Source organism: Bacillus sp. T-10(2022), assembly GCF_056502895.1.
Genome location: NZ_CP113518.1, coordinates 3,257,246 through 3,270,727, shown reverse-complemented (window position 1 = coordinate 3,270,727; position 13,482 = coordinate 3,257,246). Strand labels below are relative to the sequence as shown.

At 41.6% G+C, this 13,482-nt stretch carries 8 protein-coding genes; all 8 read left to right on the top strand.

Going from position 1 to position 13,482, the window contains the following annotated elements; translation table 11 throughout:
- The first annotated feature begins 55 nt into the window (after positions 1 to 55).
- The 8 genes from OSJ91_RS15930 (at position 56) to pfkB (ending at position 13,479) form a co-directional block, all read left to right on the top strand.
- Positions 56 to 1,903, top strand: coding sequence for a bifunctional homocysteine S-methyltransferase/methylenetetrahydrofolate reductase (locus OSJ91_RS15930; RefSeq protein WP_485891911.1), 1,848 nt, complete (start codon positions 56 to 58; stop codon positions 1,901 to 1,903).
- Positions 1,896 to 5,345 carry a methionine synthase gene (metH, locus tag OSJ91_RS15925; protein WP_485890031.1) on the top strand — a complete coding sequence of 1,150 codons (3,450 nt, stop codon included), beginning with the start codon at positions 1,896 to 1,898 and terminating at the stop codon, positions 5,343 to 5,345. The genes OSJ91_RS15930 and metH overlap by 8 nt, the downstream gene beginning before the upstream one ends.
- Before the next feature lie 102 nt (positions 5,346 to 5,447).
- Positions 5,448 to 6,215, top strand: coding sequence for a polysaccharide deacetylase family protein (locus OSJ91_RS15920; protein WP_350299119.1), 768 nt, complete (start codon positions 5,448 to 5,450; stop codon positions 6,213 to 6,215).
- A 53-nt stretch (positions 6,216 to 6,268) separates the two neighbouring features.
- A complete protein-coding gene (locus OSJ91_RS15915; RefSeq protein WP_485890030.1) occupies positions 6,269 to 7,060 on the top strand; it encodes a dioxygenase family protein in 792 nt (263 codons plus the stop codon).
- Positions 7,061 to 7,436: 376 nt separating this feature from the next.
- The gene (locus tag OSJ91_RS15910; RefSeq protein WP_485890029.1) at positions 7,437 to 10,289 is read left to right on the top strand and encodes a 2-oxoglutarate dehydrogenase E1 component; all 2,853 of its coding nucleotides are present in this window, start codon (positions 7,437 to 7,439) and stop codon (positions 10,287 to 10,289) included.
- 1 nt (position 10,290) lies between these two features.
- Positions 10,291 to 11,577 carry a 2-oxoglutarate dehydrogenase complex dihydrolipoyllysine-residue succinyltransferase gene (gene odhB / locus OSJ91_RS15905; RefSeq protein ID WP_485890028.1) on the top strand — a complete coding sequence of 429 codons (1,287 nt, stop codon included), beginning with the start codon at positions 10,291 to 10,293 and terminating at the stop codon, positions 11,575 to 11,577.
- A gap of 229 nt (positions 11,578 to 11,806) precedes the next feature.
- A complete protein-coding gene (locus OSJ91_RS15900; protein WP_350299115.1) occupies positions 11,807 to 12,559 on the top strand; it encodes a DeoR/GlpR family DNA-binding transcription regulator in 753 nt (250 codons plus the stop codon).
- Complete coding sequence (pfkB, locus tag OSJ91_RS15895; protein WP_485890027.1) at positions 12,559 to 13,479, top strand: 1-phosphofructokinase; 921 nt, start codon at positions 12,559 to 12,561, stop codon at positions 13,477 to 13,479. Before OSJ91_RS15900 ends, pfkB begins: the two co-directional genes overlap by 1 nt.
- Positions 13,480 to 13,482 lie beyond the last annotated feature (3 nt).

Genomic DNA, 13,482 nt, shown 5'->3' with positions numbered 1-13,482 from the left:
CTCATACTCATAAAATAAGACAAAAACAGGACTGTTTTTGAGAGAGGGTGTAATGATGAATTTTCGTAAAGAAGTGAAAGAAAGAATGTTGGTTGGGGAAGGGGCAATGGGGACCTTATTGTACTCAAATGGCATCGATCAATGTTATGAGGAATTAAACTGCACGAATCCAAATCAAATAGAGTCCATCCACCGTGCCTATCTCGAAGCTGGTGCAGATATCCTTCAATCAAATACATACGGAGCCAATTTCAACAAATTGAAACGGTATGGACTTGAAGATGAAGTTAGCAGAATCAACCGCCAGGGAGTCATTCTTGCTAAAAAAGCGGCAAAAGGAAATGCGTATGTCTTCGGTACCATAGGGGCACAGCGGAGTATCAGGAAATCGGATTTAAGCATGGAAGAGATTAAACGGGGGTTTCGTGAACAACTATACAGTCTGTTGATGGAAAACCCTGATGGGATTCTCTTGGAAACATTTTATGACCTGGAAGAGCTGGAAACCGTCCTGCAAATCGTAAAAAATGAAACCGGATTGCCGATCATCGCAAATGTTTCGATGCATGAACTGGGTAATCTTCAAAATGGAATCCATTTAAATGAAGCCTTTCAAAAACTCGAGCAATTGGGTGCCGATGTTGTTGGGGTGAATTGCCGTCTCGGTCCACATCATATGATCCGGGCCTTGGAAGAAGTGAGCTTGCCGAAGGATGCATCGATTGCCATATACCCTAATGCCAGCCTCCCGGATTATGTGGATGGAAGGCTCGTCTATAAAGCTGTGCCGGAATATTTCGGTTCAAGTGCCCTGGAACTTCGTGAGCAAGGTGCCGCTATCATAGGCGGGTGCTGTGGAACGACTCCACTGCATATTCAAGCTGTAAAGAATGCAATTGGAAGTTTTGCTCCTGTAAAAGAGAAAATTACGAAACCCCGTGAAATAGAAATAATTGTAGTGAACGAAAGAGAATTGGAACTTCCACTGTACGAAAAGGCCAAGACGGAAAGGACGATCCTAGTTGAACTTGATCCACCGAAAAAGCTGGGAATAGAGAGCTTCATGACCGGTGCTGAGGTTTTGAAAAAAGCAGGGGTCGATTCCATTACATTAGCGGATAATTCACTTGCCTCACCAAGGATATCGAATGATGCACTGGCTAACTTACTAAAGAACCAATTGAATATTAATCCGATGGTGCATATAACATGCCGTGATCGAAATTTGATTGGCCTGCAGTCACATTTAATGGGTCTGCAGACGGTGGGGCTGAATGAATTATTGATCATCACCGGAGATCCTTCAAAAATAGGGGACTTCCCTGGTGCCACTTCGGTTTATGATTTATCTTCCTTTGACCTTATAAGCATGGTCAAACAATTTAATGAAGGTCTTTCCTATTCCGGTCAAAGTTTGGGTCAACGGGCGAATTTTAAAATTGCGGCAGCGTTTAATCCCAATGTGAAATATCTGGATAAAGCCGTACTTAGAATGGAAAAGAAGATTTCCTGCGGTGCTCAATCCTTCTTGACACAGCCAATTTATTCGGTGGAGCAAATCGAAGAAGTACATGAAGCTACAAAACATTTAGAAACCCCGATTTTCATCGGTATCATGCCTTTGACAAGCACCCGGAACGCAGAATTCATCCATAATGAGATCCCAGGCATTAAATTGCCCGATAACGTAAGAAGGGCCATGGCTTTAGCGGGGGATGACCCTGTAAAGTCTAGGATGGAAGGGGTTAATATCGCGCGGGAACTGGTGGACGCGGCAAGGGAAAAATTCAAGGGCATATATTTAATCACTCCGTTCCTTCGCTATGAAATGACGGCGGAACTTACGAAATATATTAGAAAAGTCGATAGTAAACAGACATCAGAGGTGGCAGTACATGAATAAAAAAGCGATTCAAGATCAGTTAAATTCTAAGATTCTCCTACTTGATGGGGCGATGGGAACCATGCTTCAAGCGGAGAATTTGACAGCAGACGATTTTGGCGGGGAACAATTCGAGGGCTGCAATGAATATTTATCACTGACGCAACCGGAAATCATCCAAACCATTCATGAAAAATATTTAGCAGCGGGCGCAGATATCATTGAAACAAATACCTTTGGAGCGACCAGCATCGTTCTTGAGGAATACCAAATAAGCACGATTGCCTACAAGCTAAATAAAATTTCAGCTGAGCTTGCCGTTAAAGCTTGTGAAAAGTATTCCAATGAGGAGTGGCCAAGGTATGTAGCTGGCTCGATGGGCCCCACTACAAAAACGCTATCCGTAACGGGCGGAACGACTTTTGACATTTTAACCGATTCTTATGAAGAACAGGCACTGGGTCTCTTGGATGGCGGTGTAGATTTGCTGTTGGTGGAAACCTGTCAGGATATGCTTAATGTCAAGGCTGCCTTTTCTGGAATCAAAGCAGCATTCGCAAAAACGGGAAAAGATGTGCCTGTCATCATATCAGGAACAATCGAACCGATGGGCACGACACTTGCGGGCCAGTCCATAGAAGCTTTTTATTTATCTGTTGAACATATGAAGCCCGTAGCTGTCGGCCTTAATTGTGCAACAGGACCGGAATTCATGATAGACCATATCAGGACACTTGCAGATATATCGAATAGTGCCATCAGTTGTTATCCGAATGCCGGGCTCCCTGATGAAGAAGGCCACTATCATGAGTCACCTACTTCCCTGGCAGAGAAAATGAAGCAATTTGCCGAAAAGGGATGGATCAATATCATTGGCGGATGTTGTGGTACGACACCTGAGCATATTAAAGAACTTTCCAGGGTCCTCGAAGGCATGAAGCCCCGTACAATTACGGAAACTGCCCATGGTCATGCCGTATCAGGCATAGAACCGCTCATTTATGATGATTCAATGCGTCCTTTATTCGTAGGTGAAAGGACGAATGTTATCGGTTCCCGAAAATTCAAGGAGCTGATACGCAGCAAGCATTACGAGCCAGCAGCCGAAATTGCACGTAACCAGGTGAAAAAAGGCGCCCATGTCATTGATATTTGTCTTGCTGATCCTGATGGGGATGAGCTTGGCGATATGAAGGAATTCGTAGAAGAGGTCGTCAAAAAAGTGAAGGTCCCATTGGTCATCGATACTACAGATGAAGTTGTACTTGAACAAGCATTAAAACATTCACAAGGAAAATCGATCATTAATTCCATAAACCTTGAAGATGGTGAAGAGCGCTTTGAAAAAATAGTACCCTTAGTCCATCAATATGGTGCTGCCGTTGTCGTAGGAACCATTGATGAAATCGGGATGGCCGTCGATGCTGAACGGAAATTGGAAGTGGCAACACGGTCTGTGGATCTGCTTGTCAATAAATACGGTCTAAACAAAAGTGACATCATCTTTGATCCGCTTGTATTTCCTGTAGGCACAGGTGATGAACAATATATCGGATCTGCTTTAGAGACGGTGAATGGAATAAAGGCTATTAAAGAAAAGTTTCCAGAATGCCTGACGATACTTGGCATTTCTAACGTTTCTTTCGGTCTGCCAGCGAGGGGAAGGGAAATATTAAATGCAGTTTTCCTTTACCATTGTACAAAAGCGGGACTCGATTATGCCATCGTGAATACAGAAAAACTTGAACGTTTCGCTCTGATTCCGGAAGAGGAAGTGAAACTGGCTGAGGCACTCCTGTTTGAGACTTCAACGGAAACTTTAGCGATTTTTACCGAATTTTATCGTGGAAAAAAAGCGGAGAAGAAGGATAATGGTGTGATCCTGCCATTGGACGAACGTCTAGGTAACTATATTATCGAAGGAACGAAAGAAGGATTGGTTGATGATTTAAATGAAGCGATTGAGCGCGGTGATACCCCATTGGAAATCATCAATGGACCGTTGATGGATGGCATGAGTGAGGTGGGTCGGTTGTTTAATGACAACCAACTTATTGTCGCAGAGGTGCTTCAGAGTGCTGAAGCGATGAAGGCGGCTGTATCTCACCTTGAACCACTTATGGAAAACTCTGAAGATAGCGCTAAAAAAGGGAAAATCCTGTTGGCGACTGTCAAGGGAGATGTGCATGATATCGGGAAAAACCTAGTGGATATCATCCTATCCAATAATGGCTATGAAGTCATTGATTTAGGGATCAAGGTTGCACCGCAACAAATCATTGAAGAGGTTCGAAAACATGAGCCAACCATCATTGGCCTATCTGGGTTACTTGTCAAATCTGCACAGCAAATGGTTTTAACCGCACAGGATTTAAGGCAAGCGGGAATAAATACCCCAATATTAGTGGGAGGGGCAGCATTATCGCGTAAATTCACCGATTTTAAAATATCACCTGAATATGAAGGACCGGTTTTATATTCCAAAGATGCGATGGATGGTTTGGCTGTAACGAATATTTTACATGACTCTGACAAAAAAGTGGTGTACTTGGAAGAGTTAGTCGAGAAACGAGAAAGGTCGAAAGCGAATGCCGCCATTGCCGCCACGCTGGAAAAACCTGTACGTAAGCAGTCCACAGCTGCCCCTTTAAGCGATGTTCCCGTTCAAATGCCACGTGACATCAAGCGTCACGTCCTGAAGAACTATCCATTGGATGTCGTCCAGCCATATATAAATAGGCAAATGCTGATTGGTCATCATTTGGGGTTAAAAGGGAAAGTTTCCGAATTGCTTAAGCAAGGGAATGAAAAAGCAGTGCAGCTCAATGATCTCGTTGATGAATTGATCGAATTCCTAAAGACGGAACCGGATTATGGCTTGCATGCAGTTTATCAATTTTTCCCTGCTCAGAGCGAAGGAGATAAGCTATTGGTGTACAACCCGGACAATCATCAAGAGGTTTTGGAAACTTTCGAATTCCCAAGGCAAGATACGAATCCGCATCTTTGTTTAGCGGACTTCGCGAAACCGGTCTCCTCCGGGCAAATGGATTATGTAGGATTCTTCCTGGTCACTGCCGGAAAAGGAATCAGAAAATGGGCAGAAAAACTTAAGCTTGAAGGTGATTTCTTGAAAAATCACGCCCTTCAATCACTTGCTCTCGAAACAGCTGAAGGGTTCGCGGAAAGAATTCATCAATTAATGCGTGATGATTTAGGTATAAGCGATCCGATTGAAATGTCCATGAAAGAGCGATTTGCCGCTAAGTACACCGGACAAAGGTTTTCTTTTGGTTATCCTGCCTGTCCTAATTTGGAAGACCAGGAGAAGCTATTCCGCCTGTTACAACCTCAAGATATTGGCGTGGAATTGACTGAAGGATGCATGATGGAACCAGAGGCTTCCGTTTCGGCCATTGTTTTTGCACATCCTGAAGCTCGTTACTTTAATGTCGATCGATAATTCATATTATAAGGCAGCGGTATTTTTTACCGCTGCCTTATTGCGCATTAAACCCCTATATTGGTACATCTTAATGGTCAAAAGGAAGGGGATGCAACATCTATGAAGAATAAGCTTAAATTATTTCTTTCCATGGCGGGTTCTTTCATTATTATTTTGTTTCTTGTGGCTGTGCAAAACATTCAAGCTCATGCAATGGTTCCTGAAGAGATGACACCGCTCCTAAAAAGTAAGGAAAATCAGAAAATTGCCTATTTGACATTCGATGACGGTCCATCTTTGAATACCATGGATATATTGGATATATTGGACCGCTATCATGTTAAAGCCACATTTTTCGTTAAAGGCAACGAAGAGCCATACGCAAAGGAATGCTATCAGCAAATGATTTCCCGCGGTCATTCGATTGCCCTTCATTCATATACACATGATTATTCCATCGTTTATCGATCGACTGAGAGTTTCTTTCAAGATTTGAATAGGCTTGAAACCATGCTGCAAGAGGAGTATGGGATAAAAAGCCGTATTGTGCGCCTTCCTGGCGGCTCGAATAATCGTCTGCGGCATCAGGCGTCAACGAAACCAATCATCAATGGAATCCTTCAACAACTAAAGGAAAAAGGGTATATTTATTTTGATTGGTCCATTGACTCGACAGATGGCTTCAGTCCGTCAATAAGTGAACGACAAATCATTTCTGCTGTACAAAAAGGGACGAAAAATCAAAAGCATGTTAATATCTTATTGCATGATATCAATAGTATGAAAAATACAGTGAAAGCATTGCCTGATATAATTGAATTCCTAAAAAAAGAGGGGTATACCTTTGATACTATTGATGAGACAACCCCCAAAATGCAATTTAATTGATGAACACATTGTTTATCTAAAGTAAATTAAGGTATAGGTATAGAGATTACATTGTGAAAGGATTTATCGTTTCTATGATGCCATCATTGTTTTTATCACATGGAACACCGCTATTAGCTTTGGAAAAGAATAGTTACACTTCTTTTTTGAAGGATTATATGCAAGCTATGAAGAAACCTGCTGCCATCGTTATTTTGTCAGCACATTGGGAAAATGAAGATCAAATGATTTCTGCAGTAGGGAAGCATGAAGTCATTTATGATTTTGTAGGATATCCTGAAGAAATATTTGAGATAACTTATCCTGCAAGGGGTTGCCTTGAGCTGTCAGATCGAATTTTAACCTTATTGTCCAGGATAGGTGTATTGGGGGAACTTGATGAAAGGCGCCCCCTGGATCATGGAGCATGGGGGCTTTTGCATATCATGTATCCCGAAGCTGACATCCCGACCGTATCCATGTCCATCAGTCCTGCGCTGCCATTGGACAAGCAGTATGAAATTGGGAAGGCATTGAGGAAATTAAAGGAAAGTAATGTCCTGATCATAGGAAGCGGTGGAATTGTCCATAATTTCACCCAAATTCAGAAAGATATGCATGTTGCAGAAGGATGGGCAATCGAGTTTGAGAATTGGGTCGAAGAGAAAATCATGAAATGGGATTTGCAATCTTTGTTCAATTATGAAAAAATCGCCCCTTATAGTACAGAGGCTGTGCCATCCAAAGAGCATTTCATTCCATTGGTCATCGCAATGGGCACAGGGGATGACAATAAAAAAGCGGCTCTCCTGCACAGAAGCTTTCAATATGGCAATCTGAGTTTAACAGCTTGGAAGTTTGATTGAGGTGAAAGGGTTTTCAAACTAGTTAAATTTACCTGAAAAATAATCATTATACAAAAATACAAAAATCTTTTTTTAGCGAAAAAAAGACTTAAATGAGCAAAAAAGACAGTTAAAAGCGATTTTTGACGAATTAAGCAGAAATATAGTTGAAAAAAGGTTGTATAAAGTGGTTTAACCTTTGGATATTTCGACAAAAACATGTTAATATAACATCTGAAAACGTTTTATCCTTTAAAATTTTATTATTCAATAACCAAAGTTATTTATTATATATCTTATATATATCATATATTTGGGGAAAATTTAGAAGAAAGAAATTTGGGGATGGATAAAACGTAATGAAAAAAATTATGAGAAAAATTTGGGGGTTTACAAAATGACCATCAATGATTCTAAGGTATTAGACCACTGGAAAGCTTTTTCGGGTCCAAACCTTGGGTATGTCATGGAGCAATACGATTTATTTCTAGCCAACCCGGAAGAAGTGGATCCGGAACTGAAAAACTTTTTTGAAGTAGCAGGTCCTCCTTCATTCGATGTATCGGCAGAAACAACGACTGTAAGTGCATCAACTGTACAAACTGGAGAAGTTCTTCCAATGAAGAAAATTATGTCTGCAGTGAAGTTAGCTGAAAATATCCGTGCATACGGGCATCTTGCTGCAAATATTTATCCTTTAAAAGAAGAAGCTCTGGACACTGAACAAATTCACTTTGAAAAATATGGCTTGACTGCAGATGATTTAAGGAAAATACCGGCTGACTTTATTTGTCCGGAATCACCTGAAGACGTAAAAGACGGATACGAAGCCGTACAATACCTAAAACAACTCTATACAAAAACGATAGCCTTTGAATTTCATCATGTTAATGACTTGGATGAAAAGCAATGGCTTACTGATATGGTCGAATCTGGAAACATGTTCCCGGAAGTGGGAAAAGAGAAAAGAGAACTATTACTTAAACGATTGAATGAAGTAGAAGGTTTCGAGAAATTCCTTCACCGCACATATGTAGGGCAAAAACGTTTCTCAATTGAAGGACTGGATGCTATGGTTCCGATTTTAGATGAAATGATTTCACAAACTGTCCAAAACGGAACGGGTAATGTGAATATTGCCATGGCTCACCGTGGACGTTTGAATGTGCTTGCACATGTATTAGGAAAGCCTTATGAGGTCATTTTCTCTGAATTCCAACATTCACCGAATAAAGATTTGGTTCCTTCCGAAGGGTCGACAGGCATTAACAATGGATGGACGGGTGATGTTAAATATCATTTAGGTCTGGACAAACAGATTACTAAAGCTAATATACAAAAAGCAAGGATTACACTTGCCAATAACCCAAGTCACTTGGAAGTAGTCGGTCCAATCGTGGAAGGGTATTCTCGTGCGGCTCAAGAAGACCGTACAGAAAAAGGATTCCCTGTTCAGGACATTTCCAAATCTCTTGCAATCCTCATTCATGGTGATGCTGCATTCCCAGGTGAAGGAATTGTACCTGAAACGTTTAACTTAAGCCGTTTACGCGGTTATCAAGTTGGCGGCGCAATCCATATCATCGCCAATAACATGATCGGTTTTACAACGGAAAGTGAAGATTCACGTTCAACCTTATATGCTAGTGATTTGGCAAAAGGCTTTGAAGTGCCGATCGTGCATGTAAATGCAGATGATCCAGAAGCATGTATGGCTGCTGTGAACCTTGCAAACCTATATCGTGAAAAATACAACAAGGATTTCTTGATCGACCTGATCGGTTACAGACGTTTCGGCCATAACGAAATGGATGAGCCATTGGTGACTCAACCTGAAATGTATGCATTAATCCATAAGCATCCAACCGTAAAAGAGCTTTATGGGAAACAACTTATTGAATCCGGCGAGTTCACTGAAGCTGAAGTTAAAGCGATTGCTGAGCAAGTGGATACAAGGCTTGCAGATGCATATGCGAAAATTTCCGGAAATAAACCGGAAGCTTCCAAAGAGTGTAATCCTCCTGGGATTATTGAAAAAGGACTTCCAGACATTGAAACGGCAGTTCCGAAACAAGAACTTGTTACAATTAACGAAGAGCTTGTTAAGTGGCCGGAAGGATTCACCCCTAATAAAAAATTAGGAAAGATTTTATCACGTCGCTTGGATTCCTTTGGTCCTGACGGAAAAATCGATTGGGCACATGCCGAGACATTGGCTTTTGCATCGATTTTAAGTGACGGCACGCCAATCCGTTTAACAGGACAAGATTCAGAGCGTGGAACATTCGCACAACGTAATATCATGTTACATGATAGTGTTAATGGAAAAACATATTCACCGCTTCACACACTTGAAACTGCCAAAGCTTCATTCGCTGTTCATAACAGCCCGCTTACGGAAACGGCAGTTCTGGCTTATGAATATGGTTATAATGTTTTTGCACCTGAGACACTTGTATTATGGGAAGGGCAATTCGGTGACTTCGCTAATACAGCACAAGTGATCTTTGACCAATTCATCGCGGCTGGCCGTGCAAAATGGGGTCAAAAATCAGGTCTTGTCATGCTGCTTCCACACGGTTATGAAGGGCAAGGGCCAGAGCACTCAAGTGCACGACTGGAACGCTTCCTTCAATTAGCAGCTGAAAACAACTGGACAGTTGCTAACTTAAGTTCGGCAGCTCAATACTTCCATATCCTTAGAAGACAAGCTAAGATTTTGGATCAAGAACAAGTACGTCCGCTTGTCATCATGACACCGAAGAGTATGCTTCGTAATCAAGTGATGGCTTCTACAACAGAAGAATTCAGTGAAGGCGCATTTGAATCATTCGTAGAAACCAAAGCTTTGGGCAAAAAACCTAAATCGGTTGAACGCATTGTTTTTGCAACAGGTAAATTGGCGGTTGAACTTCGTGAAAAAGCGGCAACTGAAAAAAATACGGATTGGTTGCAAATCATCAGTATCGAAGAAATTTATCCATTCCCATTCACTGGAGTTCAGGAAGCCCTGAAAAAATATACAAATCTTAAAGAAATCTTCTGGGCTCAAGAAGAACCTAAAAACATGGGTGCTTGGACATTTGTTGAACCTCGCTTAAATGCAGCGGCTCCTGGCAATCTTTCAGTAACATATATAGGAAGGAAGCGCAGATCAAGCCCGGCTGAGGGAGATCCACTTGTCCATAAAAATGAACAACAACGGATTATGACTCAAGCAATTACACGCAATAATGAGGGGGAGAAATAAAATGGCTGAAGTAAAAGTACCTGAATTAGCAGAATCAATTTCTGAAGGATCTATTGCGCAATGGTTAAAACAACCCGGTGATCACGTTGAAAAAGGAGAATATGTCCTTGAACTTGAAACGGATAAAGTGAACGTGGAAATCATTTCAGATTATACTGGTACACTTTCGGAACATTTAGCAGAAGAAGGCGATACTGTCCAAGTTGGACAGGCTATCGCCATCGTTGATGAAAATGGATCAGCTGCAGCAGCTCCAAAAGCGGAAGCTCCTAAGGTTGAAGAAGCTAAAGCAGAACCAGTTAAGGCTGAACAAGCGGCTCCTGCTAAAGAGGCTCCTAAAGCAGAAGCGAAAGAAGCATCATCCACTCAACAAGTTATTGCTTCACCAGCTGCAAGGAAATTGGCTCGTGAAAAAGGAATTGACTTGACTCAAGTGTCTGTAGCAGATCCACTAGGTCGTGTACGTGTACAAGACGTAGAAGCAGCAAGTAATGCTCCTGCAGCACCTGCGGCACCTGCGGCAGCTGCGGCAGCTCCAAAGCAAGCTCCTGCAGCTAAACAAGCAGCCGCTCCTGTTGAAGTGAATGATGACCGCATTGAAGTGGTTAAGATGACACGCCGTCGTCAAACCATTGCCAAACGTCTAGTTCAAGTACAATCAGAAGCAGCCATGCTTACTACTTTCAACGAAGTCGATCTTTCTGCAGTCATGGAATTGCGTAACCGCCATAAGGATTCTTTCGTGAAAACAAATGACGTTAAACTTGGTTTCATGTCATTCTTCACTAAAGCGGTCATTGGCGCATTGAAAAAATATCCGTTATTGAATGCTGAAATCCAAGGCGACCATATCCTGAAAAAGAACTTTTATGATATCGGTGTAGCTGTATCCACTGATGAAGGTCTTGTTGTTCCGGTAGTAAGGGATGCTGACCGCAAAAGCTTTGCTGAAATCGAGAAGAACATTTCGGATTTAGCTGTTAAAGCGCGTAACAACAAATTGGGACTTTCAGATTTATCAGGTGGTACTTTTACCATCACAAATGGAGGGACTTTCGGTTCCCTATTATCAACACCAATCTTGAATGCCCCTCAAGTTGGGATCTTGGGCATGCATACAATCAAGACTCGTCCAATCGCTGTTGGAGATCAAATCGAAAACAGACCAATGATGTACCTGGCATTATCTTATGATCACCGTATCGTAGACGGAAAAGAAGCTGTTGGTTTCTTAGTGGCTATCAAAGATATGCTGGAAGACCCAGAACAACTTTTACTTCAAGGCTAATAAAATAATAACAACCCCCCTGTCATCATGACATGGGGGTTTTTTGTGTGAAGAACTGAAAGGATATTTTCATAGAAAAAGAGATAATGGAGTTCAAGAAAGGTTATCTCAATTAAAATTGAATGTTTTTGAAGGTATTTTTGAATGAATTTGAGTATTTTTAAACGTTTGTGATTGATTATTCCTTCATTTTCATATATGATGATGATATTAAAGTGAGGTGGGCGAATTGTTGACAACTGAAAGGCACCAGTTCATTTTATCGATCCTTAAAGAACAAGGTACGGTAAAGCTGCAGGAGCTTGTAGATCAGCTACAAGCCTCGGAGTCGACCATTCGGAGAGATTTAGTGCAACTCGAAGAAATGAAGCTCTTGAAACGCGTGCATGGAGGGGCCTCTTTACTTCAAAGAAAAGGCCTTGAACCAACAACTATGGAAAAGCAAAACAAAGCAAGAGCTGAAAAGCAACTTATAGCAAAGCTGGCGGCTTCATTCATAGAGAAAAATGATTGTATATATCTTGATGCAGGCACGACAACTGCGGAAATGATTCCTTATTTAAAGGATAAAAATATAACGGTGCTGACAAATGGTCTTATGCATATTCCAAAACTCATCGAATTGGAAATTAAAACAGTGTTAGTTGGCGGAACGATTAAATTTTCGACAAATGCTGTTATAGGAAGTAATGCTGTACAGTTTTTGAATGAATACCGTTTTGATAAATGTTTTTTGGGAATGAACGGCATCCATCAAGATCTGGGTTTCACAACACCCGACCCGGAAGAAGCTCTACTGAAGAAGATGGCATTACGCCTCTCTAACGAAACTTATGTGCTTGCTGACAGTTCAAAACTGAATGAAGCTACTTTCGCTAAGGTGGCAGATGTAAGCGATGCCATAATTATTACTGACAGCAATGATGAAGAGGCTGTTGCGCAACTCGATAAAAATCCAAAGGTAAAGGTCGTGACCATTTAATGATTTATACAGTGACACTCAACCCATCCATCGATTACCTTGTCGAGGTGGAAAGTTTTCAAATGGGCAAGGTGAATCGAACCAGTTATGATGCAAAATTCCCTGGAGGGAAAGGGATCAATGTTTCCCGAGTGCTTAAAAGGCTAGGAAATAATACGACAGCTTTAGGATTCATCGGTGGACAAACAGGTGATTTTGTAAAAAGGTTTTTAAGACAGGAAGAGATTTTCACGGACTTTACAGAGATAGCTGGAGATACAAGAATAAACATCAAATTGAAGACAGGGCTGGAGACCGAAATTAATAGCCAAGGGCCAGTCATTTCAAAAGGGAATTATCAACAATTATTTAGTCAGATTGAACAGTTGAATAATAATGATATCCTCATTTTGTCAGGAAGCATCCCTCCAAGCGTTCCATCGGATGTATACGAAGCCATGGCAAGGTCATGTTCCGATAACGGCATTAAAGTGGTGGTGGATACGAGTGGCAAGGGATTAATGAATGTTCTTCCACACCGGCCATTTTTAATTAAGCCCAATCACCATGAACTGGGTGAGCTTTTTTCCACCGAAATAAGAACGGTTGATGATGCTAGAGTATATGGCACTAAATTGGTAGAAGCAGGAGCACAAAACGTTATTGTTTCAATGGCGGGACAGGGGGCCGTGCTTTGCTCCGGTGGAGAGTCATATTCCGCAAATGTTCCAAAAGGAAACGTCATCAACTCAGTGGGTGCCGGTGATTCCATGGTCGCAGGTTTCATCGGGACATATGAAAGGACAGGGGATATTTTATCCGCTTTCCGCTTCAGTCTTGCCGCTGGAAGTGCTACAGCCTTTTCAGCTGATCTCGGTACACTGGATAAAATTGAAGAGTTATTACCGCAAATTGCCATCAATCAACTAACAGGAGGCTGACTC

What these genes read in the sequence shown, in the direction of transcription:
- OSJ91_RS15920 (WP_350299119.1), top strand. Translation starts at nt 5,448, where the DNA reads ATGAAGAATAAGCTTAAATTATTTCTTTCCATGGCGGGTTCTTTCATT.
- pfkB (WP_485890027.1), top strand. Translation starts at nt 12,559, where the DNA reads ATGATTTATACAGTGACACTCAACCCATCCATCGATTACCTTGTCGAG.
- OSJ91_RS15930 (WP_485891911.1), top strand. Translation starts at nt 56, where the DNA reads ATGAATTTTCGTAAAGAAGTGAAAGAAAGAATGTTGGTTGGGGAAGGG.
- metH (WP_485890031.1), top strand. Translation starts at nt 1,896, where the DNA reads ATGAATAAAAAAGCGATTCAAGATCAGTTAAATTCTAAGATTCTCCTA.
- odhB (WP_485890028.1), top strand. Translation starts at nt 10,291, where the DNA reads ATGGCTGAAGTAAAAGTACCTGAATTAGCAGAATCAATTTCTGAAGGA.
- OSJ91_RS15910 (WP_485890029.1), top strand. Translation starts at nt 7,437, where the DNA reads ATGACCATCAATGATTCTAAGGTATTAGACCACTGGAAAGCTTTTTCG.